The following is a 24139-nucleotide window of genomic DNA, read 5'->3' as shown; positions in this document are numbered from 1 at the left end:
CAATATGTGGTTCCCTGGGGGGTATCTGTGACCAGATTCGACAGATATATGCTGTCACAACTGATGGTCCTGTTCGGATTTTTCGCGCTGGTCCTGGTATCCATTTACTGGATCAATCAGGCTGTGCGACTGTTCGACCGGCTTGTCGGCGATGGGCAGTCGGCGTTTGTGTTTCTGGAATTCACCGCGCTGACCCTGCCCAACGTGATCCGACTGGTACTGCCAATCGCCTCGTTTGCTGCTGCCGTTTATGTCACCAATCGGCTGTCCAGCGAAAGCGAGCTTGTGGTGATGCAGGCCACCGGATTCAGCCCATGGCGGTTGGCGCGGCCTGTGGCCTATTATGGCCTGTTCGTCGGGTTGATGATGTCCGCGCTGACCCACGCGCTGGTGCCGATCAGCCTTGGCCAGATGAAACTGCGCGAATCCGAGATTGCCCAGAACATCACCGCCAAGCTGCTGACCGAGGGCACATTCCTGCACCCGGCCGACGGTATCACCTTTTATATCCGCGAAATCACCCCCGAGGGGGCGCTGGAAGACGTGTTCCTGTCGGATCGGCGCAGCGCGGACCGGGCCCAGACCTATACCGCCACCCGCGCCTATCTGGTCAATGACGAAGGCCGGGTGAAACTGGTGATGATCGACGGGCTGTCGCAAAGCTTTACCCGGCAGGGCAACCGCCTGTTCACCACGCATTTCGCCGATTTCGCCTATGATATCAGTGCGCTGATCGGCACGCCTGACACGCACGTGCGTCTGATCCGCCACAGCCCCACGTGGGAGCTGATGCGCGACCCGGCGGGCATTGCTGCGGAAACCGGCGAAACCCTGGCCCGCGCGATCGAGGAGCTGCACAGCCGGATCAATCAGGCGATCCTATGTGCGGTCACCGCGATGATCGGCTTTGCCACGCTGCTGATTGGCGCCTTTTCACGGTTCGGCGTCTGGCGGCAGATCGTGGCGGCGCTGGTCCTGCTGGTGCTGGTCAAGCTGATCGAGGGATTGGCGACCGATGCCGTGCGCGCCAATGCGGACCTGTGGCCGATGGTCTATCTGCCGTCGCTGTTCGGGACCGCGATTGCGGCCGGGCTGCTGGCCTGGGCGGCACGTCCGCGCCGCCGCAAGCGCAACCTGCCCGACCTGCCCGAGGTGCCCGCATGATCCTGCACATGTATTTCGCGCGCAAATTCACCTATACGTTTCTGGGCATTACCGGCGTGTTTTTCCTGTTGATGCTGCTGATTGATCTGGTCGAACAGATCAGCCGGTTTTCCGCCGAGGGCGTCGCGCTGCGCGATATTGTCGAGCTGACCCTGCTCAACACCCCCGAGGGGCTGTACAACATCCTGCCGCTGGTGATGATCCTGGCCACGATCACGCTGTTTCTGGGGCTGGCGCGGTCCAGCGAACTTGTCGTGACCCGCGCGTCGGGCCGGTCCGCGCTGCGGGCGCTGCTGGGGCCGCTGGTGGTGGCCGCGATAATTGGCGGGCTGGCGGTGGCCATGGCCAACCCGATCGTCGCCGCGACCTCGAAGCGCTATCACGAACTTTACGAGACCTACCGCAGTGGCGGCAACGACGTGTTTTCGATCAGCTCAGAAGGGTTGTGGCTGCGTCAGGGCGACAAGGAAGGTCAGACCGTGATCCGCGCCGCCCGCGCCGATCCCGAAGGGACAAGCTTCTATGATGTCACCTTTCTGTCCTATGCCCCCAAGGGCGGCCCGGTGCGCCGCATTCAGGCCGACACCGCCGTTCTGACCCGTGGCGCATGGGCGCTGACCGGCGTCAAAGTCTGGCCGCTGGGCGCCGGGCTGAACCCCGAAGCCGAAGCCGCCATCCACGACACGATGGAGCTGCCCTCCAGTCTGACCCAAGACCGGATCCGCGACAGTTTCGGCCTGCCCAATTCGATCCCCATCTGGGATCTGCCCGGCTATATCCGACAGCTGGAAGAGGCCGGATTTTCCGCGCGCCGCCATTCGGTCTGGTTGCAGATGGAACTGGCCCGCCCGCTGTTTCTGGTGGCGATGTTGCTGATCTCGTCGGCCTTCACCATGCGGCACACAAGGTTTGGCCGCACCGGCATATCGGTTCTGGCCGCGATCATGCTGGGGTTCGGGCTTTACTATATCCGCAACTTCGCGCAAATCCTTGGCGAGAATGGCCAGATCCCGATCATGCTGGCCGCCTGGGCGCCGCCAGTGGCCTCGGTCCTGCTGGCCGTCGGCCTGTTGCTGCATATGGAGGACGGATAATGCCGCGCCGTCTTTTATCTTTGCTGCTTGTGGGGCTGATGCTGCTGCCGATGGCGCCCCTGCGTGCGCAAAACACCGCCAAACCTGACAAAGCCCCCGCCGATGCCGTATTGGTCGCCGACAGCCTGCGCGTCGAAGGCCGCAACCGCCTGATTGCCGAAGGCCATGTCGAGGCGCTGTATGACAATATCCGCCTGCAAGCCGATCGCGTCGAATACGACCGCGACGCCGACCAGCTGATCATCGCCGGGCCGATCACCCTGACTGATGGCGATCAGGTCATCATCCTTGCCAACTCGGGCGAGCTGGACTCGCGGCTGGAAAACGGCTTGCTGCGCGGCGCGCGGATGGTGATGGACCGCCGGGTGCAACTGGCCGCCAATCAGATCAGCCGCGTCGGCGGGCGCTATACCCAGCTTTACAAGGTCGCCGCCACCTCCTGCCGGGTCTGCGGTTCTGACACCGCCCCCCTGTGGCAGATCCGCGCCACCCGCACGACCCACGACAGTCAGGAACATCAGCTCTACTTTGAAAACGCACAGCTGCGGGTGCTGGATGTGCCGATCTTCTGGTTGCCGCGCATGCGCCTGCCCGATCCCACCCTGAAGCGCGCCTCGGGTTTCCTGATCCCGTCGCTCAGTCAGACGTCGCAACTGGGTCTGGGGCTGAAAATGCCGTATTTCATCCGCATGGGCGATCACCGCGACCTGACGCTGACGCCTTATGTCTCGGCCGAAACCCGCACGCTGGAGCTGCGCTATCGTCAGGCGTTCCGCACCGGCCGGATCGAATTCAACGGCGCGGTTTCGGATGATACCATCGTGCCCGGCGACACTCGCGGATACCTGTTTGGCACCGCCCTGTTCGACCTGCCGCGCGACTTCAAGCTGACCTTCAACCTCGAAGCCGTCACCGACCGCGCCTATCTGCTGGAGTATGATTATTCCGACAAGGACCGGCTGGAAAGCGAACTGGCCGTCACCCGCGCCAAACGCGACGAATATGCCCGCGCGGCGCTGATTTCCTATCAGACCCTGCGCGAGGGCGAAGACAACTCCACCCTGCCCACGATCATCGGCGACCTTTCCTATGAACGCCGCCTGTTCCCCAAGGCCCTGGGCGGAGAGCTGCGGATGTCGCTGGGCGCGCATTCGCACTATCGGTACTCCGATCTGGACATCGCCGGGCGCGACATCAGCCGCGCCGATGCGGCGCTGAGCTGGCAACGGATCTGGACCCTGCCGGGCGGCGTGCGCGCCGAATGGATGAGCGGCCTGGCGATTGATGCCTTTTCCGTGCATCAAGACAGCTCTGCCATCGACAGCGATACCACCGTCACGCCGCAAAGCGCGCTGACCCTGCGCTGGCCACTGCTGAAAACCACCCGCGCAGGCGCGTCACATGTGATCGAGCCGCTGCTGATGCTCGGCTGGGTCGGCGGCAGCAATTCCAACCTGCCCAACGACGAAAGCACACGGGTCGAGTTTGACGAAGGCAACCTGCTGTCGCTCTCGCGCTTTCCATCCTATGATCTGCGCGAGCGCGGCACCTCTGCCGCCGTTGGCCTCAGCTGGACCCGGCTCGGGCCGCGCGGCGGCAGCTCGTCGTTGGTCCTCGGGCAGGTGTTCCGCGAAAACGCGATCACCGATTTTTCCACCACCTCCGGCCTGTCAGGGCGCAGCTCGGACCTGCTGTTTGCCGGACAGATCAAATCCGCCGCCGGGCTCAGCCTCAGCGCGCGCACCCTGCTGTCCAACGACATGGATTTCTCCAAGGCCGAGGCCCGGCTGGGCTGGCTCGGCACCAATTCGGCGCTTGGGGCGTCGTATATATGGATGGGAACGGATCTGGACGAAGATCGCGCCTCGACCGTGTCTGAATGGCTGGTGGACGGGCGCTATCGCTTTTCGCGGCACTGGTCCGCCACCGCCGACTGGCGCTATGACGTGGCCGCTGATCGCACCGCCGAAGCCAGCCTTGGCTTTCTTTACACCAACGAATGCGTGCAGGTGAACCTTTCCCTCTCGCGCCGCTTCACCTCTTCCACTATCGTCGAGCCGTCAACGGCTTTTGGCTTTACTGTCAATCTCACCGGGTTTAGCGCTGGCACGACCGACCAAAGCTATACCCGCAGTTGCAGGAACTAAGGACAATGAAACAGACCATGCGCCAGATCATTTTCGCCGCCGCCACCATCGGGGGCCTGCTGATCTCCCCCGTGACGGCCCTGGCTCAGGGGCTTTTTGCACCGGTAATTCAGGTCAACGACCGGGTTATCACCCAATATGAGATCAACCAGCGCGTCGCGCTGCTCAAGGCGCTTGGCGTGCCGGGCAACCCGTCCGAACTGGCCCCCAAACAGCTGATCGAGGATCGGCTGAAGCTGGATGTCACCAGTGCCGTCGGCCTGACGCTGACCGAGGAAGGGATCGACGCCGGGGTCGCCGAGTTCGCCGGGCGCGCCAATCTGACACCCGATGCCCTGTTCGCCGGACTGGCCACGCAGGGCGTCGACCGTCAGACCTTCATCGACTTCATCGTTGCCGGCGTCAGCTGGCGCGAGTTGATCCGCGCGCGCTACAGCGGTCGTGTGTCGATCAGCGATGGGGATGTGGACAAGGCGCTCAGCGCCGTGTCAGGTGGCAGCTCGGTCCGGGTTCTGCTGTCGGAAATCATCATCCCGATCCCGCCGGAGCAAGAGGCAGAGGTGCAGGCCGTGGCCGAACGCATCAGCCAAATGAAATCGATCACTGAATTCTCCTCGGCCGCGCGCAAGTATTCCGCCACCGGCACCCGTGGTCAGGGCGGTCGGCTTGGCTGGATGCCGATCACCAACCTGCCCGTGGCCCTGCGCCCGATCCTGCTGGGTCTTGCCCCCGGCGAAGTGACGGACCCGCTGCCATTTCAGGGCGCCGTCGCCCTGTTTCAGATGCGCGCGATCGAGGAATCCGACTACAAGGCCCCCGAAATTGCCGCCATCGAATATGCCGCCTACTATATCCCCGGTGGCCGCACCGAAGCTGCCCTTGCCACAGCCGCCAAGATCAAAAACCAGGTCAACACCTGTGATGACCTCTATGGCATCGCCAAAGGCCAGCCCGCCGAAGTGCTCGAGCGCGGCGCGAAGAAACCGGACGAACTGCCCCGCGACATCGCCATCGAACTGGCCAAGCTCGACAAGGGCGAGGTTTCGACCAACCTGACCCGTGCCGATGGTCAGACGCTGGTGTTCTTGATGCTTTGCGGCCGCACCCCGGCAATTGCCGAAGACGCATCGCGCGATGATATCTCTCGCCAACTGCGCAATCAGCAGCTGGAATCCTACGCCAACGGCTTTCTGGAGGAACTGCGCGCAGACGCGCGGATCATCTATAAATGACCCAAGCCCCCAAACTCCCGATCGCGCTCAGCTGCGGCGAACCTTCGGGCATTGGCCCTGAAATCGCCGCACACGCGTGGCGGATTCTGGGCGACAGCCTGCCGTTTTTCTACATCGGCGACCCGCGCCACCTGCCGCCCGGAACCCCGATTGCCGAACTGTCTGACCCCTCCGAGGCCGCGCAGGCCGCGCGCCACGCCCTGCCGGTGCTGCGCCACGACTTCGCAGCCCCCAGCACGCCCGGCCAGCCCGATCCGGCCAATGCTCAGGGTGTAATTGACGTGATCGCCCGTGGTGTCGACCTCGTGCAATCCGGTGCCGCCGCCGCGCTCTGCACCGCGCCGATCCACAAAAAGGCGCTCAAAGACGGTGCGGGCTTCGCCTATCCCGGCCATACCGAATATCTGGCGGCGCTGGCCGACGTCGACCGCGTGGTGATGATGCTGGCCTGCGACGCGCTACGGGTCGTGCCCACCACCATCCACATCCCGCTGTCAGAGGTGCCCACCGCCCTCACCGCCGACCTGCTGGCCGACACGATCCGCATCACCGATGCCGCCCTGCGTCGCGACTTCGGCCTGACCGCGCCCCGGCTTGCCGTCGCAGGCCTCAACCCGCACGCGGGCGAAGGTGGCGCCATGGGCACCGAGGAACAAACCCTGATCGCCCCCCTGCTCGACCGGCTCCGCACCGAGGGCTATACCCTCGCCGGGCCGCTGCCCGCCGACACCATGTTCCACCCCGCTGCCCGCGCCCGCTATGATGCGGCGATCTGCATGTACCATGATCAGGCCCTGATCCCGATCAAAACGCTGGATTTCGCCAGCGGCGTCAACGTCACCCTCGGCCTGCCGTTCATCCGAACCTCGCCCGACCATGGCACCGCCTTCGATATCGCGGGCAAGGGCGTCGCCGACCCCACATCGCTGATCGAGGCGCTGAAACTTGCCGCCCGCATGGCCGCATCCCGCCACCCCGGCTAGTGCTTCACATTTCCCAAATATCCCCGCCGGAGGCGGCCTTCCTCGCCCCGCACGCAACCACAAGGATCCAACCGACATGAGCGCCATCGACACCCTTCCGCCGCTCAGTCAGGTCATCGAAACCCACGGTATTGCCGCCAAGAAATCCCTCGGCCAGAACTTCCTGCTCGACCTCAATCTGACCGCCAAAATTGCCCGGCTCGCGGGCGACCTGTCGGGCTGTGACGTGCTGGAAATCGGCCCCGGCCCCGGTGGCCTGACGCGCGGCCTGCTGGCCGAAGGCGCCCGCCGGGTGCTGGCGATCGAAAAAGACAGCCGCTGCATGCCCGCTCTGGCCGAAATCGCCGCCGCCTATCCCGGTCAGCTCGAGGTGATCAACGGTGACGCGCTTGATATCGACCCGCTGGCGCATCTGACCCCGCCGATCCGCATCGCCGCCAACCTGCCCTATAACGTCGGGACCGAACTGCTGGTCCGCTGGCTCACCCCGAAAGACTGGCCACCGTTCTGGTCCTCGCTCACCCTGATGTTCCAAAAAGAGGTGGCCGAGCGGATCGTGGCCCAACCCGGCTCCAAGGCCTATGGCCGTCTCGCGCTGCTGGCGCAGTGGCGCTGCGATGCGCGGATCGTGATGCACCTGCCGCCCAGTGCCTTCACGCCGCCGCCCAAGGTTTCCTCGGCCGTGGTCAACCTGACCGCCCTGCCCGAACCGCGCTTCCCGGCAGACGCCCGCGTGTTGGAGCGCGTCGTCGCCATGGCCTTCAACCAGCGCCGCAAGATGCTGCGCTCGGCGCTCAAAGGCCTCGGCCCGGATATCGAAGACCACCTGATCGCCGCAGGCATTAAGCCCACCGACCGGGCCGAAACCATCGGGCTGGAGCAATTCTGCGCCCTCGCCCGGTTTGTCGCCGCCGCCTGATCCGTCCCCCGACACTGCGGCGTCATCCGCCGCACCCCAGCCCTGAAACGAAAAACGCGACCCCGAAGGGCCGCGTTTTGCGTATTCCGTGTCATAGGCTTAGCAACAGGCCAAGCCTATGGGCCGATCACTCCGCCGCATCCGGTGCGGCAGGCTGGCTTGCTGGCTGAGCCTCCGACGAACCCTCGGTGCTGCCATCCACCGCCGAAGCCTCGGGCTTCTTGGCGCGCGGTTTGCGCGGTGCACGCGGCTTGGGCTTGGGCTTTTCTGCCTTGCTCTCCGGTGTTTCCACCAGACCGCTTTCCTCGTCGTCACCACGCAGATCCACCACATCGGGCTGATCGCCGCTGGCATCCACCGCGGGCGGCGCTTGCCGCTGACGCGGTGCGCGGGGCTCGCGCGCAGGTTGGGGCTCACGCGGCTCACGCTGCGGTTGTGCCTCGCGCTGCTGCGGCTGCTGCTCACGCTGCTGTGGTTGCTGATCGCGCTGCTGTGGCTGCGACTGGCGCGGTTGCTGTTCAAACCCCGGCTGCCCGCCTTCAGATGGCTCGCGTTCCTGCCGCTGAGACCGCTCGCGGTCCCGCTCTGCCTGACGTTCGCGGTTCTCGCGATCCTGCTGGTCGCGTCGCGCGTCCTGTTCGCGCTGCGCCTCGGACAGCAACCGCATATAATGCTCCGCATGCTGCTGAAAGTTCTCAGCCGCAACGCGGTCGTTGCTCAGCTGAGCATCGCGCGCCAACTGGTTGTATTTATCAATGATCTGCTGCGGCGTACCGCGCACCTTACTCTCTGGGCCAGAGCTGTCGAAAACGCGGTTAACGATATTGCCAACCGTGCGACTATTGTTGTTACGGTTCGATTTCGACCGCGAACGGGATTTTGATGATCTCATCGTGTGACTGTCCAGCCTTTGGATTTGACAGTGTTGGACCCGTCTCGCGCCTCTTGCGCTCAAAAAACCAACCGGGTTCACAACATTTGTGGCTTGGCGTCGAGCGGGACCGCGCTGTGGCATCCACCGGCTCGACTACACCTGAGTAATCATGACAACCCGGCCCTGACAAGAGAAAACCGCGTAAATTTTTCAGATTTTCGAAAATTTGACCAATCCGCCAAGGAATTTCAGCCGTGCCGCGCTACAACAACCCGGTCGCGCCCGTCCAGATCTGGCAAAACCCGCACGTCCACCAGCCCGGCATCCGCAAAAATTCGCGCCACATCCGCCCCCTGTTGCCAGCCGATTTCCACCATAAGCCGCCCGCCTTGCGTCAGATACCCCGCCGCCTGCGCCGCGATGATCCGGTACGGCGCCAAGCCGTCGCCGCCGGGGCTCAGCGCCATCAGCGGATCATGCCCGCGCACCTCCGGGCTCAGCCCGGCCATCTCGGCCTCGGAAATATAGGGCGGATTGCTGACGATCAGGTCAAACCGCCCCTCGACGGCCGAAAACCAGTCTGACCGGATCAGCTCCAGCCGCTCTGCCACCCCCAGCGCGGCGGCATTGCGCCCCGCCACGTCCAGCGCCGCATCACTTAGATCCACCGCCACGCCGACGGCCTGCGGCCATTCTGCCAGCAATGTCACCACGATACAGCCCGACCCGGTGCCAAGATCCAGCACCCGCCCGGGCACATCCCCGGCCAATGCCTCGGCGATCAGGCTCTCTGTCTCTGGTCGCGGGTCCAGCACATCCGGCGTCACGATAAACGCGCGTCCCCAGAACGCCCGCCGCCCCAATATCTTCGACACCGGCTCGCGTGCCGCCCGTCGCGCCAATGCGGCCGTGAAGGCCGCCTCAGCCGCCTCGGGCACCGCATCCGGCCCCATGATCAGCAAACGCTCGCGCGCCACGCCCATCGCACCGGCCAGCAAGACCCGCGCATCCGACCCGTCAATCCCGGCCGCTTTCAGCTGCGCAGCACCCGCCCGGATGGCCTCGGCCACGGTCCGGCTCATGCCTCCATCTCGGCCAGCAAGGCCGCCTGATGTTCGGCTGTCAGCGCGTCAATTACCTCGTCCAGATCGCCCTGCATCACCTGATCCAGCTTGTACAGCGTCAGGTTGATCCGGTGATCGGTCATCCGCCCTTGCGGGAAATTATAGGTCCTGATCCGCTCGCTGCGATCGCCTGACCCAACCTGCGATTTGCGATCAGCCGAGCGCGCGTCATCCACCTTCTGCCGTTCCAGATCATACAACCGCGCCTTCAGCACCTGCATGGCGATCTCGCGGTTGCGGTGTTGCGACTTCTCGGAGCTGGTCACCACGATGCCGCTGGGCATATGGGTAATCCGCACCGCCGAATCGGTGGTGTTCACATGCTGCCCGCCGGCGCCCGAACTGCGCATCGTGTCGATCCGCAAATCATTGGCGTTAATGTCAATATCCACGTCCTCTGCCTCGGGCAACACCGCCACCGTCGCCGCCGAGGTGTGTATCCGCCCGCCCGACTCGGTGCTGGGCACCCGCTGCACCCGGTGCACGCCGCTTTCATACTTCAGCCGCGCAAACACGCCCTCGCCTTTGATGTGCGCCACGACTTCCTTGATACCGCCCAGCTCGGTTTCCTGCATCTCGACAATCTGAAAGGTCCATCCCCGCGCCTCGGCATAGCGCTGGTACATCCGCAGTAGATCCCCGGCAAACAGTGCTGCCTCATCGCCGCCCGTGCCGGGCCGGATCTCGATCATCGCCGGGCGCGCGTCGGCGGCATCCTTGGGCAGCAGCGTCAGTTGCAACGCCTTTTCCACCTCGGGCAAACGCGCCTTCAACGTGGGCAATTCCTCCTCTGCCAGCGCCCGCATCTCGGGGTCTGACAGCATTGCCTCGGCCTCGTCCATATCCCGCACCAAGCCCATATAGACCTCGATCTGCTCGACCACCGGGCGCAGCTCGGCATATTCGCGCCCCAAAGCGGCGATATCGCCACCGCCCTGGGCCATCTGGGCCTCAAGGAACTGAAAACGACGGGTGATCTGCTCTAAGCGTTCAAGGGAAATCATCCCGCACCTGTCCCCTATCATCAGGATTTGGTCAAGAGGGCGTTCTGTGCTAAACTCTTCGCATGTGGAAAGCCCTGCCCCTTCTTCTGGCGGCTACACCCGCCCTGTCCGACGCTACGATCGGCGGCAAAACCGTTGACTGTTACTGTACCAACAGCACCGGCGCCCGGGTCGAGCTTGGCGAAACAATCTGCCTGCAAGTCGATGGCCGCATGTTCATGGCGCAATGCCAGATGTCACTGAACGTGCCGATGTGGCGCGAGGTGCAACACGGCTGCCTCAGCTCATCCCTGCGCCGCCAAAGCCTGCAACCACCCGGCTACACGCTTGCCGTTCACCCCAAGATCTGAGCGCCCGAACCGCAGCCGCGCAAAAATCGCCAAATCGCCGTTGCGGGCCTCAACTGTTGTGTAATCCGGAAACCCCCAAACGACCGAGCGCGTTACATATGTCACCCGCCCCTCGGCGACCGAACCCGTCAATACCCGCGTCCGCGGCGTCGCCCGGATAATCCGGTCCAATGCCGCCAGATCCCCCGGCACGACCCGAACCACCCCACCGTCAAAATCACGATCCGCATCGCCGTCTACCGGCTGATGCCACCGCGCTGCATCCGATGGCGCCACCCGGATCCAAATCATCAACCCCACCAGCGCCAGAACGATCACACCCAACCATTTCATCGCCAAACCCTTTCAGCTGTCGCCGCGCGCCCAATCGCACCGTGCATTCACATGTCCCAAATATCCCCGCCGGAGGCATCCCGCCGCACAGGGCCTTACGCCCCGGTCGCGCGCCGGGTCCAGCCCCACAGGCAAATCAGCTCCATCGCCACATGCGCGCCCGCCACCGCCGTCGCCCCGGTGGTATCGAACGGCGGTGACACCTCGACAATATCGCCGCCCACCATGTTGATCCCGGCCAGATCACGCAGCACAATGGCCGCCTGCCCCGAACTCAGCCCGCCCCAGACCGGCGTGCCGGTGCCCGGCGCAAATCCGGGGTCCAGCGCGTCAATGTCAAACGTCACATAGCACGGCGCATCGCCAACAATCGCGCGCGCCTTTCTGGCCGCCGCCGCCGCGCCAATTTCATGCACCTCGCGCGCGTCGATCACATTCATTCCCAGATAATCGTCGCACTCCGTCCTGATCCCGATCTGGACCGAGCGTTTAGGGTCCACCAACCCCAGCTTCACCGCCTTGTACATCATCGTGCCATGGTCGATCCGGGCGTAATCGTCATCCGCCCACAGATCCGAATGCGCGTCGAACTGGATCACACTCAGCGGGCCATAAACCTCGGCATAGGCCTTGAGGATCGGCAGCGTGATATAGTGATCCCCGCCCAGCGTCACCGTCCCCACGCCCGCCGCCAAAATCTTGCGGAAATGCGCCTCCAGCGTCTCGGGAAACTCGGACACCTTGGCATAGTCGAACGCCAGATCTCCGTAATCCACGATGCTGAACGTGCCCAGCGGGTCAAAGCCCCAGCCATAGGGCGGATCATAGGGCTGCAAACTGCTTGCCTCACGGATCGCGCGCGGGCCAAAGCGGGTGCCGGGCCGGTGCGTCACCGCCTGATCAAACGGCACGCCGGTGACCGCCAGATCAACCCCGGTCAAATCCTTGGTATATTTGCGCCGCAGGAACGAGGTCGCCCCACCAAACGCATTCTCGTAACTCAGCCCGCGCAGCTCTGTGCGGGTAAAGGCCTGATCCACCTGGGTTTTTGCATCTTCCAAAGCCATCTCTCAGCCCTCCACCGGCAGCGCCATTTCGGCGATGCGCGCAAAGAACGACGCCCCCACCGGCGCAATCGCGTCATTGAAGTTGAACCCCGGCTGGTGCAGCCCGACCCCGTCGCCCGCGCCCAGAAACAGATAGGCCCCCGGCCGCGCATTCAACATGTACGAGAAATCCTCGGCCCCCATCTCGCGGCCGCTGTCGCCAATCACCCGCTCCGCGCCAACCACGTCGCGCGCCACGTCGACCGCGAACGTGGTCTTGTCGGGGTCATTCACCGTTGCCGGATACCACACCTCATACTCCAGCGTCGCCTCGACCCCGTATACCGGCCCCATGCCTTCGACGATCTCGCGCATCCGGCGCATCACCATCGCCTGCACCTCAGGGTCAAACGTGCGCACCGTGCCATTGATATAGGCGCTTTCGGGAATGATGTTCTCGGCACTGCCAGTGTGGATCTGCGTGACCGAGATCACCAGATCGTCCATCGCATAATGGTTGCGGCTGCTGATGGTCTGGATCGCCTGCACGATCCCCACCGCCGCCACCACCGGGTCGCGGGTCTCATGCGGCATCGCGCCATGCCCGCCCACACCCTTGATATTGATGTGAAACGTGTCCACCGCCGCCATAATCGGGCCGGGGGTGGTGTAAAACTCGCCCTCTGCAAAATCCGGCGCGTTGTGGATGGCGTATACTTCGTCGATCCCGAACCGATCCATGATGCCCTCATCGACCATCACACCGCCGCCGCCGCCATTCTCTTCGGCGGGCTGAAAAATCAGCGCCACTTTGCCGGCAAAATTCCGCGTCTCGGCCAGGTACTTCGCCGCCCCAAGCAACATCGTCGTGTGCCCGTCGTGGCCGCAGGCATGCATCACCCCCGGCACGACCGAAGCGTAATCGGCCCCAGTATCCTCCAGAATCGGCAGCGCATCCATATCGGCGCGCAGCCCCACCACAGGCCCCTCGCCCCGACCCTCGATGATGGCCACGATCCCGGTCTTGGCGATCCCGGTGTGCACCTCGGTGATCCCGAATTCCGCCAGCTTTGCCGCAACGAATGCTGCGGTTTCATAGCACTCGAATCCCAGTTCGGGATGCTGATGCAGGTGCCGCCGCCATCCGGTCATTTCATCTGCAAATCCGGCGATGCGGTTGATCACGGCCATGGGTGGACTCCTTGGTGCCTTGGGTTCAGGGTCATACTCAACCTCAATAACGGAGCCGCCGCAATGCCCGATGATGCCCTGATCCACGACCCCGACGGCGGGATGCCGCGCCTGCTGGAAATCATGCGCCGCCTGCGTGATCCGGCCACGGGCTGCCCATGGGATATCGAGCAGGATTTCAGCACCGTCGCGCCTTATACCATCGAAGAAGCCTATGAGGTGGCCGACGCCATCGAGCGGCAGGATTGGGCCGACCTCAAGGGCGAGTTGGGCGATCTGCTGTTCCAATCGGTGTTCCACGCCCAGATGGCCGAAGACGCGGGCCTGTTCACCTTTCACGACATCGCCAACACCATGTCGGACAAGATGGTCGCCCGTCACCCGCATGTGTTCGGCGATGAAAGCCGTGACAAATCGGTCGATCAGCAGACCGCCGATTGGGAAAAGATCAAGGCCGCCGAACGCGCGGGCAAGGCGCAGGGCGGCACGCTGGACGGCGTCGCCGTCGGCCTGCCTGCGCTGCTGCGCGCGATGAAACTGCAAAAGCGCGCGGCCCGCGTGGGCTTTGACTGGCCGCAGATCGATCAGGTGATCGACAAGATCCATGAAGAGGCGGCCGAGTTGGCCGAGGCCCGTAACACGCTGACCCAAAAGGAAATCGAGGAAGAATACGGCGACCTTCTGTTTGTCATGGCCAACTTGGGCCGCCACCTGCATATCGATCCAGAGGCGGCCCTGCGCGCCGCAAATGCCAAATTCACCCGCCGGTTCGAAGGCGTCGAGGCAAAGCTGGCGGCGATGGGCAAAACCCCGGCACAATCGGACCTGGCAGAAATGGATGCGCTATGGGACGCGGTCAAAACTGACGAGCGCAGGGCCGCCGGGAATACCTGATTCTATCAATCAGATATTGACCCGACTAAAACGCTCAGGTTACAAGGCGCCATCCGAAACACGACCACGAAGATCACACGAGGATCACGATGTTTGCCAAAATGAAACCCACCGCCTTTGCCCTTCTCGCCGCCACCATCGCGGCGCCCGCACTCGCGGACGAGGTCAACCTCTATTCCTATCGCCAGCCAGAGCTGCTCAAGCCGCTGACCGATGCCTTCACCGCCGAAACCGGAATCAACGTCAACGTCGCCTATCTTGAAAAAGGCATGATCGAACGCCTGACCGCCGAAGGCACACGCTCGCCCGCCGATCTGGTGCTGACGGTCGATATCGCCCGTCTGGCCGCCGTGGTCGATGCCGGGCTGACCCAACCCGTCGACAGCGCCGCACTCAGCGCCAACGTGCCTGCCGCCTTCCATGACCCGGACGGGCACTGGTGGGGCCTCAGCACCCGCGCCCGCGTCGTCTATGCGTCGAAAGAGCGTGTAAAACCCGGCGACGTGACCACCTATGAGGATCTGGCCGATCCCAAGTGGAAAGGCCGCATCTGCACCCGCTCGGGCACGCATGCCTATAACGTCGCGCTGACAGCGGCTGTGCTGCACCACCTTGGCGAAGACGGCGCGCGGGCTTGGCTGGAAGGCGTCAAAGCCAACCTGGCGCGCAAACCCCAAGGCAACGACCGCGCACAGGTCAAGGCGATCTGGGCCGGCGAATGCGACATCGCCATCGGCAACACCTATTACATGGGCGAAATGCTGAAGGACTCGGAGCAGAAGGAATGGGCCGACAGCGTCAACATCGTCTTCCCGGTGTTCGAAGGCGGCGGCGCACATGTGAACATCTCGGGCGTGGCGATGACCAAAGCGGCACCCCACCGCGAGAACGCGCTGAAAATGATGGAATTCCTGACCTCGCCGCAAGCGCAGGAAATCTATGCGCACGCCAATTTCGAATACCCGATCGCACCGGGCACCGAACCCGATGCGCTGGTCAAGGGCTGGGGCAGCTTCACCCCCGACAGCGTCAACCTGATGGAACTGGCCAAACTGCGCCCCGCCGCGCTGAAACTGATCGAAGAGGTCGATTTCGACGGCTGAGCCCGCGCAGATGTGACGGACCTGAAAGGCGGCCCCACCGGGTCGCCTTTTGCATGTTCCCCCAAGCGCGGCACCCGGCCGACCTGTTGCGCCGTGAGTATTTTTTTCAGAAAGAAGCCCGGGGTGGTGTATTCCCGCTTCCGGGGATCTGGCTTATGGACATCCGGGCGCGTGCTTGACAGTCTCGCCGCGAAACGCAGGAGACCCCCATGGCCCGACACAGGATCATCATCGACACCGACCCCGGACAGGACGATGCGGTCGCCATCCTTCTGGCACTGTCCAGCCCGGACGAGATCGAGGTTCTGGGGATCACCGCCGTGGCGGGCAACGTGCCGCTGGCCCTGACCGCGCGCAACGCGCGGATGATCTGCGAACTGGCCGGGCGTCGCGATGTGAAGGTCTATGCCGGGTGCGACCGCCCACTGGGCCGCGAGTTGGTGACGGCAGAGCATGTGCACGGCAAAAGCGGCCTTGACGGCCCCGATCTGCCCGAGCCGACCATGCCGTTGCAAGATCAGCACGCGGTGGATTTCATCATCGACACCCTGCGCGCCGAGCCGCCGGGCACCGTAACGCTGTGCCCGTTGGGGCCGCTGACCAATATCGCCATGGCGTTCGAGAAAGCCCCCGACATCATGACCCGCGTCCGCGAGGTGGTGCTGATGGGCGGGGCCTATTTCGAGGTGGGCAACATCACCCCCGCCGCAGAGTTCAACATCTATGTCGATCCGCAGGCCGCGCGCATCGTGTTCAAATCCGGCGCGCCGCTGGTGGTGATGCCACTGGATGTCACCCACAAAGCGCTGGTCACCGCCCCGCGCAACGAGGCCTTCCGCGCACTAGGAACCCCTGTGGGCATTGCCGTGGCCCAGATGACCGAGTTTTTCGAACGTTATGACAAGGAGAAATACGGCAGCGCAGGCGCGCCGCTGCATGACCCCTGCGTCACCGCCTATCTTCTGCGCCCGGATCTGTTCACCGGCCGCCAGATCAATGTCGAGATCGAGACCGGATCGGAGCTGACCATGGGCATGACCGTCGCCGACTGGTGGCGTGTCACTGATCGGCCCGCCAACGCGCTGTTCATGGGTGGAATTGATGCGCCTGACTTCTTCGCGTTGCTGACGGAACGGCTGGCCCGGTTATGACCGCGCTTCACCTTGCCGGCCCCGAAGATGCCGCCCGCCTGCTGCCGATGATCGCCGCTTTTCACGAAAACGCCGCCCCCGCCCAAAGCCCCGAGGCCCTGAGCGCCGCCCTTGCCCCGCTGCTGGAAGGGTCGCCGCATGGGGTTGCGTATCTGATCGGGCCACAGCGCGCGCCGATCGGTTATATCCTGCTCAGCTTTGGCTGGTCGCTGTCGCTGGGCGGCCTGACCGGCCATGTCGAAGAGGTGTTCATCCGCCCCGGCGTGCGGGGTCGCGGCATTGGCACCGAGGTGCTGAATGCCCTGCCCAAGGCCCTTGCCGACGCCGGGCTGACTGCGCTGCACCTGACGACCCCGCATCACGATACCGCCCTGCAACGTTTTTTCCAGCGGCTGCACTTTGATCCGCAGCCCGATCAAATCCTGATGACCCGCAAAAGCTGACCCTTGCCACCCGGCTGTGCCGCCTTAAGTGATGCCCATGACCCTGACCATTCCCTTCGACAACAGCTATGCCACTCTGCCGCCGCGGTTCTTCACCCGGCAGGTGCCCGAGCCTGTCCGCGCGCCGCAGTTGATCCGCTTCAACACCGCGCTGGCGACCGAGCTTGGCATTACCCCCGGCACGCCGACGGAAATGGCACAGGTCTTTTCCGGCAATGCCGTGCCGCAAGGCGCCACGCCGCTGGCGCAAGCCTATGCCGGGCACCAGTTTGGCGGCTTTTCCCCGCAACTGGGCGATGGCCGCGCCATCCTGCTGGGCGAGGTGGTGGACCCCACCGGCCAACGCCACGACATTCAGCTCAAAGGCGCCGGGCGCACGCCCTATTCGCGCTCGGGCGACGGGCGGGCGTGGCTTGGTCCGGTGCTGCGCGAATACCTGCTGAGCGAGGCGATGCATGCACTGAGCGTGCCCACCACCCGCGCACTGGCCGCCACCCTGACCGGCGAAAGCATATATCGCGAGGGCGCAATGCCCGGCGCGGTGCTGACCCGTGTCGCGGCCAGCCATATCCGCGTCGGCACATTTCAGTACTTCGCTGCCCGACGTGATACCGACGCAATACAGACGTTATACCGACATACCCGCGACCGGCATTATCCGACCGCCGAAACCCCGGTGCAGATGCTGGAACAGGTCATCGCGCGCCAAGCCCGGCTGGTCGCCAAATGGCTCAGCCTTGGTTTCATCCACGGCGTGATGAACACTGACAATACCGCGCTGTCGGGCGAGACGATCGACTATGGCCCCGCTGCCTATATGGATACCTATCATCCGGTCACGGTCTATTCCTCGATCGACCGTCAGGGGCGCTATGCTTATGATAATCAAGCCAATATCATCACGTGGAACATGGCCCAACTGGCCAGCTGCCTTGTCCCGCTGATGCCCGACACCGATGCCGCAATCCAACAGCTGACCGCCGCGGTTCACGCCATGCCTGACCTGATCCACGCCGAATGGCTGACCGCCTTCCGCGCCAAGATCGGCCTGAGCACCGCACAGGAGGGTGACGAGGCGCTGATCACCGATCTGCTGACCCGTATGGCCAACAACCAAGCTGACTTTACCAATACTTTCCGCGCCTTATCAGGCGAAGCTGCGCGGGATCAATTCACCGACCCCACCGCATTTGATGACTGGAAACCGCGCTGGCAGGCCCGGATCGCCAGCGAATCCGCCCCCCAAACCACGATGCGCGCCACCAACCCCGCCTTCATCCCGCGCAACCACCGGGTCGAGCAGATGATTCAGGCCGCCGTCGCGGGCGATTACGCCCCGTTTGAACGCTTGCTCACCGTGCTGTCACGCCCCTATGACGATCAACCCGAGGCCGAGGACCTGACCCGCCCGCCGCTGCCATCCGAAGTTGTCGAAAACACCTTCTGCGGCACCTAAGCCACTCATATCTCTCGAAATACTCAATTTTGCCGCTTACGATGCGGGCCTGCGGTTGATCAGCACGATCCCCAGCGCCACCAGCACCAGCGCCACGATGACGGCCCCACCAATCTGCTCGCCCAATATCAACCAGCCCAGCACCACGCTGATCACGGGCGACAGAAAGCTGAAGCTCGCCACGCTGGAGGCCGGATAGATCTTCATCAAGAAGAACCAGAACAGAAAGCCGAAACTGGCAACGGCGATGATCTGATACATCAGCCCCGCCACATGCCATAGCCCCGGATCGCGCAGCAGCGGCCCGAACAGCGGCGCCAGCCCCAGCAGCAGCACAGACGAGACCACCAGCTGCCACCACAGCTGCATCTCGGGCACAACCTTGCTGATCGAAGTCAGCCGCACGCTCAGCGCGATCCCGGCCCAGCCACACGCCGCCCCAAGCGCTGCCAGATCGCCCAGCAGGCTGGCCTGCCCGCCATTGCGCTGTGACAGTACCACTGCCACCCCCGCCATCGCCAATCCCAGCCCCAGCAAACGCAGGGGCGTCAGCCGCTCGCCGGGCAGCGTGAAATGCGCGGCCAATGACAAGATCACCGGCATCGAATAAAACAGAATCGAGGCGCGCGCCACGCTGGTATGATCTAACGCCCAGAAAAGACAAACAAATTCAAAGGCGAACAGCCCGCCCAGCAAAAGCCCGGGCACCACTGTGCCCACAGGAAAGCTCAGCCGGACCCCTCGGATCCGCATCCAGACCAGCAGCACCACAAGCGCGCCCAGCGACCGCAGCCCCGCCATAAAGACCGGTTGAAACCCGCCATTTCCCAGCTTGATGACGACCTGGTTAAAGGCCAGCACAATGGCGAATCCCGTCAGCGCGAGTGCGCCAATGGCGTCTATTCTGTCTTTGCGTTCCATCGCGCCACATGAGGCCCAGATACCGGCCCCGTCAACGGCTCTATTTACGCCTGCGTGAGAAATATTTTGGGTTGCGGCGCACGAAATCGTCGATCACCCCCATCGGCCCGACCCGTTCGCGCCCTTTCAGATAGGCCCAGCCAGCCCCCGCGCCAATCAGCGCGCCAACCGTATTGACGATCATATCCCCCATCGTGTCCAGCAGGCCGGATTTCTGCATTGCCGTGCCCATCGCCTGATCGACGCTAAACTCGAAAATCTCCCACATTCCGCCCATTGCCAGCGCGAAACAAAAGGCGAAAAATGCCACCGCAATCGGAGGGGCCGCATAACGATCGCCCTGAAACATCATGAAAACCAAGACAAATCCGATAAGTCCAAAGCCAACAGCACTGCCGCCATGCATGGCGATGTCCCACCACCAGAAGCGCTCGTAGAAATCATATACCTCGCCCAGAAACAGCGTGCCGCCAACAAATGCCACCACCGCCGCGATAAAGCTGGGCGGCACCACCACCTCGGCCCAGCGGGCCACGGCCACCGGCAAAAGCGACAGCACCAGCGTCGCCGCTGACACAAACGCCAACGACCAGCGCCCGGTGATCAGGGCCCCCGCCGCAAAAATGAACAGCAACAGCCAAATTCCCCGCGCCAGCCAAGTCTGTTCCGCAAACACCTCGTGACTTCCTCATTGCCGCATGTTGATAGTGCAACTATGACCGCATCCCCCTGCCGAATAGCAAGCTACAACCTGCAAAAATGTGTCGGCCTTGACCTGCGCCGCCGCCCTGACCGGTCCTTGACGGTTATCGCGGCGCTACAGGCCGATATCGTCGTGCTGCAAGAGGCCGATAAACGGCTGCCGCCGCGCCCCGCGGCCCTGCCGCACGAAATGATCGAGGATGACGGCTGGCGCATCCTGCCCTTCGGTCAGCCCGGCGGCTCGTTGGGGTGGCACGGCAATGCGATGCTGGTGCGTCCCGGTGTCGGGCTGCTGTCCACCGCGCATATCGAACTGCCGGGGCTCGAGCCGCGCGGCGCGATCCGCGCCGATCTTGACACCTCGATCGGCCCGCTGCGGGTGCTGGGCCTGCACTTTGGACTGATCCGGCGATACCGGCTGTTGCAGATGGCGGCGATCATCCGACACCTGCGTGACCTGCCGCACATGCCCACCGTTCTGGCAGGGGATTTCAATGAATGGGGCTCGGGCATGGCGATGGATACCATCGCGCAGGGGCTGAGCTTTCTGCCTGCCCGCGCCAGCTTTCCGGCGCTGCGCCCAGTGGCACCGCTGGATCGCTTTGCCCTGTCGCCGCAGCTCAAGGCTCTGGCCACCGGCGTGCATCTGGCGCAGCCCGCGCGCATCGCCTCGGATCATCTGCCGATCTGGGCCGACCTCGGGCACCACCCTAAACCCTGACCCTTTTGCGCTGTCGCAACCTATGCTAGTTCAAAGAGAATTCAGCCAAAGGAAAGCCATCACATGACCCTGCTCCAGATCACCTCGCTTCTGATCGTTCTGGCCGGTGCCTTTGGCGCGATCAACTATCTGTTCCTGAAACTTCCCTCGGCGATCGGCATTCTTGTGGTGTCACTGCTGGCCTCGCTTTCGGTGCTGGGGCTGGATCTTCTGTGGCCCGCGCTTGGTATGGCCGACACGGCGCGTTCGGTGGTGCTGGGGATCGACTTTTCCGACGCGCTGCTTGAAGGGATGCTGGGCCTGTTGCTGTTTGCCGGGGCGCTGCATGTCAAGCTGGCCGACCTGCGGGCGCAATGGCCTGTTGTGGTGCTGATGGCGACGCTGGGCGTGGGTCTGTCGACAGTGGTGGTTGGCTTTGGGTTCAGCTGGGTAACCGGGATGCCGCTGATGATCGCGCTGGTCTTTGGCTCGCTGATTTCGCCCACCGATCCGGTTGCTGTCATGGGGGTCCTGCGCGAGGCCAACCTGCGCAAATCATTGGAAACAAAGATCGCGGGCGAATCCCTGTTCAACGACGGCGTCGGCTATGTCGTTTATCTGGTGCTGGTCGCCATCGCATTCCCTGCGATCGCGGGCCACGGCGCAGGTCACGGTGCCGATCCAAATGGCAACGTCTATCAGGACGCCGCGATGCTGTTCTTGCAAGAGGCCGTCGGCGGCGCCGTTCTGGGCATTGTTCTGGGCTGGCTGGTCTTCCGCGTGATGCGCCAGATCGATGATTATTCGCTTGAGGTACTGCTGACGCTTGGCCTGGCCTTTGGCGGCTATGAGCTGGCGGTGTTCTTGCATGTTTCTGCACCGATCATGGCGGTCTGCTCGGGGCTGCTGATCGGCGATATCGGCGCCAAACACGGCATGTCCGAGGAAACCCGCAAATACGTCGATGCCTTCTGGAAACTGATTGATGAGATCCTGAACGCCGTCCTGTTCCTTCTGATCGGGTTCGAGGTCTTTGCCGTCGCCTTCGACATGCAGGTTGTCACTGCCGGCGCCTTTGCGATCGTGCTGGCGCTGTTCGCGCGTCTGGTTGCCGTTGCGGTGCCGGTGATGCTGCTCAGCCCTTGGCGTGCCTTTGGCCCCGGCGTTATCCCGATCATGACCTGGGGTGGGCTGAAGGGGGGCATCTCGGTCGCCCTGGCGCTGGCCCTGCCCGACAGTGAATGGAAACCGATGATTCTGACCGCGACGTTCATGGTCGTGATCTTCTCGATCATCGTGCAGGGTCTGACCGTGGCCAAGCTGGCCAACAAAGTGGGCCGCGAACCCGATCTGGTCTAAGCCGCCATGCCGCGCTGGGTTCTGTTGCTGCGCGGTGTGAATGTGGGCGGCCATGGCAAGCTGCCGATGGCCGCACTGCGCGATCTTCTGACACAAAACGGCGCATCTGCCGTACAGACCTATATTCAGTCCGGCAATGTGGTGATGGACCACCCCGAACCCGATGCCGCCGCCCTGTGCAACAACATCGCCGGACAGATCGCGGCCCAGTTCGGCTTTCGCCCCGCCGTGCTGGCGCTGTCCCTGCCCGACCTGTCGAATATCGTTGCCGAAGCGCCCTTCGTGGAACAGGCCGATCCCAAGAACCTGTGGTTCCATATCTTCGCCGACGCCCCCGCCGACGATACCCTTGCCCGCCTGACACCCGACTGCACATCGGATGAAGTCTTATCGCTCAAAGGCCGTTGCCTGATCGTGCACGCGCCGAAGGGGATCGGGAAATCGAAACTCCCCGCGCGGATCGAACGTGCCGCAGGCAGTGTGTGCACCGCCCGCAACCTCAACTCGCTGCGCGCGGTTATGGCTCTGGCGCACAGCTAGGCTGACATGAAAACGGGGGGCGAGACCGCCCCCCGTTTCATCTTGTTCAAATACGCTGGGGGTGTGGGGCCACGCCCCACGGCCACCCTTGTGCGGGGTATTAGGATGCCGCCTTGGCACCACCGCGCGCACCGCGGCCCGCACCGCCACCGCCGCTCCGACGCCGGAACGGACGGCCCTGCTCGCCACCGGGCTTGCCACCGCCACCGCCGCCACTACGACGACGATTGCCACCGCCCGAAGGCTTTTTGCCGGGCTGATCCACAGGCTCCCACGCGCGCCCCGAGGCGACGGGGATCGAAATCTTCATCACCTTCTGGATATCACGCAATTCGCCCATTTCATCCGGGCTGCAAAATGCGATCGCGGCACCATCACGACCGGCCCGCGCTGTGCGGCCAATCCGGTGGACATAGTTTTCCGGCACGTTGGGCAGTTCGAAGTTGTACACGTGCTTGACGTCCGGAATATCCAGACCGCGCGCCGCGACATCCGTCGCCACCAGCACCCGCGCCTCGCCCGAGCGGAACGCCTTGATCGCGCGGTCGCGCTGACCTTGGCTTTTGTTGCCGTGGATCGACACCGCAGCAAACCCGGCATTCTCAAGCTGTTTCGACAGCTTTTCCATCCCGTGCTTGGTGCGGCCAAAAACCAGCGCCAGCTCGTCACGGTGCTTGTCCAGCAGCTCGATCAGCAGTTTCGTCTTTTCCGACTTGGCGATGAAATGCACCGACTGTTCAATCTTTTCAGCGGCTTTGCCCGGCGGATTTACCTGCACCCGCACCGGGTTGTTCAGATACGAATCGGCAATCTCGGCCATCTGCTTGGGCATGGTGGCCGAAAACAGCATGGTCTGACGCCCAGCAGGCAGCATTCCCGCGATCTTGCGCAGCGCGTGGATAAAGCCAAGGTCCAGCATCTGGTCGGCCTCGTCCAGCACCAGGAACTTCGTCTCTGCCAGCGACAGCGCGCGACGATCCAGCAGGTCGATCAGGCGGCCGGGTGTGGCCACCAGAATATCAACGCCGCGCTCAAGCCGTTTTGCCTGTGCGTTCAGCGACATGCCGCCCACAACCAGCGCCACTTTCATCGGGCTGCCCTGCACGAACTCCTGCAAGGCTTCCATGATCTGTTTGGCAAGCTCACGAGTCGGCGCCAGTACAAGACCGCGCACCGCTTTGGGCGCAGGCCGTCCCTGACCCGACAAAAGCGTGACCAGCGGCAAACCAAAGGCCGCCGTCTTACCGGTGCCGGTCTGCGCCAGCCCCATCACGTCTTTGCCGTCCAGCGCGACCGGAATGGCGTGGGTCTGAATCGGGGTCGGTTCGGTGATCCCCATCTTTTCCAGACGGTTCACAAGAGTGGTGGGCAGGCCCATCATTTCGAATTGGTTCACAATATATCCTTCC

The 24139-nt window shown here is 63.5% G+C and carries 24 protein-coding genes; 15 read left to right on the top strand and 9 right to left on the bottom strand.

Annotation, left to right across the window (positions count from 1 at the left end):
• Positions 1-48: 48 nt before the first annotated feature.
• From lptF to rsmA, 6 genes are all read left to right on the top strand, one after another.
• Positions 49-1164, top strand: a complete 1116-nt coding sequence (gene lptF, locus BSF79_RS01115) for an LPS export ABC transporter permease LptF (RefSeq protein WP_090267123.1) — start codon at positions 49-51, stop codon at positions 1162-1164.
• On the top strand, positions 1161-2258 hold the full coding sequence (gene lptG / locus BSF79_RS01110; RefSeq protein ID WP_090267120.1) for an LPS export ABC transporter permease LptG: 1098 nt from the start codon (positions 1161-1163) through the stop codon (positions 2256-2258). Before lptF ends, lptG begins: the two co-directional genes overlap by 4 nt.
• Entirely contained in the window at positions 2258-4405 is a 2148-nt protein-coding gene (locus tag BSF79_RS01105; protein WP_090267117.1) for an LPS-assembly protein LptD, read from the top strand. Before lptG ends, BSF79_RS01105 begins: the two co-directional genes overlap by 1 nt.
• Before the next feature lie 5 nt (positions 4406-4410).
• A complete protein-coding gene (locus tag BSF79_RS01100; protein ID WP_090267113.1) occupies positions 4411-5637 on the top strand; it encodes a peptidylprolyl isomerase in 1227 nt (408 codons plus the stop codon).
• Positions 5634-6620 (top strand): 4-hydroxythreonine-4-phosphate dehydrogenase PdxA, encoded by a 987-nt coding sequence (gene pdxA / locus BSF79_RS01095; RefSeq protein WP_090267110.1) that lies wholly within the window; start codon positions 5634-5636, stop codon positions 6618-6620. The genes BSF79_RS01100 and pdxA overlap by 4 nt, the downstream gene beginning before the upstream one ends.
• Before the next feature lie 76 nt (positions 6621-6696).
• Positions 6697-7539: a 16S rRNA (adenine(1518)-N(6)/adenine(1519)-N(6))-dimethyltransferase RsmA gene (gene rsmA, locus BSF79_RS01090; RefSeq protein ID WP_090267106.1), complete on the top strand. Its 843-nt coding sequence runs from the start codon at positions 6697-6699 to the stop codon at positions 7537-7539.
• Between the two features lie 127 nt (positions 7540-7666).
• Here rsmA and BSF79_RS01085 read toward each other — a convergent pair whose 3' ends face one another.
• The 3 genes from BSF79_RS01085 to prfA all read right to left on the bottom strand — a co-directional run bounded on the left by BSF79_RS01085 (position 7667) and on the right by prfA (position 10541).
• Positions 7667-8431, bottom strand: coding sequence for a DUF4167 domain-containing protein (locus tag BSF79_RS01085; RefSeq protein WP_090267103.1), 765 nt, complete (start codon positions 8429-8431; stop codon positions 7667-7669).
• Between the two features lie 230 nt (positions 8432-8661).
• A complete protein-coding gene (gene prmC, locus BSF79_RS01080; RefSeq protein WP_090267098.1) occupies positions 8662-9495 on the bottom strand; it encodes a peptide chain release factor N(5)-glutamine methyltransferase in 834 nt (277 codons plus the stop codon).
• On the bottom strand, positions 9492-10541 hold the full coding sequence (gene prfA / locus BSF79_RS01075; RefSeq protein WP_090267094.1) for a peptide chain release factor 1: 1050 nt from the start codon (positions 10539-10541) through the stop codon (positions 9492-9494). The genes prmC and prfA overlap by 4 nt, the downstream gene beginning before the upstream one ends.
• A gap of 62 nt (positions 10542-10603) precedes the next feature.
• Between prfA and BSF79_RS01070 the strand changes: the two genes are divergently transcribed.
• A complete protein-coding gene (locus tag BSF79_RS01070) occupies positions 10604-10891 on the top strand; it encodes a hypothetical protein (RefSeq protein ID WP_090267092.1) in 288 nt (95 codons plus the stop codon).
• Here the strand turns inward: BSF79_RS01070 and BSF79_RS01065 are convergent.
• The 3 genes from BSF79_RS01065 to BSF79_RS01055 all read right to left on the bottom strand — a co-directional run bounded on the left by BSF79_RS01065 (position 10826) and on the right by BSF79_RS01055 (position 13461).
• Complete coding sequence (locus tag BSF79_RS01065) at positions 10826-11224, bottom strand: DUF1499 domain-containing protein (protein ID WP_090267090.1); 399 nt, start codon at positions 11222-11224, stop codon at positions 10826-10828. The two genes, BSF79_RS01070 and BSF79_RS01065, sit on opposite strands and share 66 nt — an antisense overlap.
• A 95-nt stretch (positions 11225-11319) precedes the next feature.
• Positions 11320-12291 carry an agmatinase gene (gene speB / locus BSF79_RS01060; RefSeq protein ID WP_090267087.1) on the bottom strand — a complete coding sequence of 324 codons (972 nt, stop codon included), beginning with the start codon at positions 12289-12291 and terminating at the stop codon, positions 11320-11322.
• Between the two features lie 3 nt (positions 12292-12294).
• On the bottom strand, positions 12295-13461 hold the full coding sequence (locus tag BSF79_RS01055) for a M20 aminoacylase family protein (protein WP_090267084.1): 1167 nt from the start codon (positions 13459-13461) through the stop codon (positions 12295-12297).
• 63 nt (positions 13462-13524) lie between these two features.
• Between BSF79_RS01055 and mazG the strand changes: the two genes are divergently transcribed.
• The 5 genes from mazG to BSF79_RS01030 all read left to right on the top strand — a co-directional run bounded on the left by mazG (position 13525) and on the right by BSF79_RS01030 (position 18508).
• Positions 13525-14355 (top strand): nucleoside triphosphate pyrophosphohydrolase, encoded by an 831-nt coding sequence (gene mazG, locus BSF79_RS01050; RefSeq protein ID WP_090267082.1) that lies wholly within the window; start codon positions 13525-13527, stop codon positions 14353-14355.
• A gap of 89 nt (positions 14356-14444) precedes the next feature.
• On the top strand, positions 14445-15458 hold the full coding sequence (locus BSF79_RS01045) for a Fe(3+) ABC transporter substrate-binding protein (protein ID WP_090267078.1): 1014 nt from the start codon (positions 14445-14447) through the stop codon (positions 15456-15458).
• 209 nt (positions 15459-15667) lie between these two features.
• The gene (locus BSF79_RS01040; RefSeq protein ID WP_090267075.1) at positions 15668-16609 is read left to right on the top strand and encodes a nucleoside hydrolase; all 942 of its coding nucleotides are present in this window, start codon (positions 15668-15670) and stop codon (positions 16607-16609) included.
• Positions 16606-17052, top strand: coding sequence for a GNAT family N-acetyltransferase (locus BSF79_RS01035; protein WP_090267069.1), 447 nt, complete (start codon positions 16606-16608; stop codon positions 17050-17052). The genes BSF79_RS01040 and BSF79_RS01035 overlap by 4 nt, the downstream gene beginning before the upstream one ends.
• A 37-nt stretch (positions 17053-17089) precedes the next feature.
• Entirely contained in the window at positions 17090-18508 is a 1419-nt protein-coding gene (locus BSF79_RS01030; protein WP_090267066.1) for a protein adenylyltransferase SelO, read from the top strand.
• Positions 18509-18544: 36 nt separating this feature from the next.
• On the opposite strand, the gene BSF79_RS01025 is transcribed toward BSF79_RS01030, so the two are convergent.
• Positions 18545-19429, bottom strand: coding sequence for a DMT family transporter (locus BSF79_RS01025; RefSeq protein WP_090267060.1), 885 nt, complete (start codon positions 19427-19429; stop codon positions 18545-18547).
• A 40-nt stretch (positions 19430-19469) separates the two neighbouring features.
• A complete protein-coding gene (locus BSF79_RS01020) occupies positions 19470-20105 on the bottom strand; it encodes a DUF2238 domain-containing protein (protein ID WP_090267057.1) in 636 nt (211 codons plus the stop codon).
• A gap of 39 nt (positions 20106-20144) precedes the next feature.
• Between BSF79_RS01020 and BSF79_RS01015 the strand changes: the two genes are divergently transcribed.
• The 3 genes from BSF79_RS01015 (at position 20145) to BSF79_RS01005 (ending at position 22730) form a co-directional block, all read left to right on the top strand.
• Positions 20145-20852 (top strand): endonuclease/exonuclease/phosphatase family protein, encoded by a 708-nt coding sequence (locus tag BSF79_RS01015; RefSeq protein WP_090267053.1) that lies wholly within the window; start codon positions 20145-20147, stop codon positions 20850-20852.
• Between the two features lie 63 nt (positions 20853-20915).
• Positions 20916-22190: a cation:proton antiporter gene (locus BSF79_RS01010; RefSeq protein WP_090267049.1), complete on the top strand. Its 1275-nt coding sequence runs from the start codon at positions 20916-20918 to the stop codon at positions 22188-22190.
• Positions 22191-22196: 6 nt separating this feature from the next.
• Entirely contained in the window at positions 22197-22730 is a 534-nt protein-coding gene (locus BSF79_RS01005) for a DUF1697 domain-containing protein (RefSeq protein WP_090267046.1), read from the top strand.
• Positions 22731-22830: 100 nt separating this feature from the next.
• On the opposite strand, the gene BSF79_RS01000 is transcribed toward BSF79_RS01005, so the two are convergent.
• Positions 22831-24126 (bottom strand): DEAD/DEAH box helicase, encoded by a 1296-nt coding sequence (locus BSF79_RS01000; protein WP_245776281.1) that lies wholly within the window; start codon positions 24124-24126, stop codon positions 22831-22833.
• Positions 24127-24139 lie beyond the last annotated feature (13 nt).

This window comes from Thalassovita taeanensis, from assembly GCF_900110775.1.
Classification (GTDB): domain Bacteria; phylum Pseudomonadota; class Alphaproteobacteria; order Rhodobacterales; family Rhodobacteraceae; genus Litorimicrobium; species Litorimicrobium taeanense.
The sequence above is the reverse complement of the archived record's forward strand: the minus strand, read 5'-3'. Positions and strand labels throughout refer to the sequence as shown.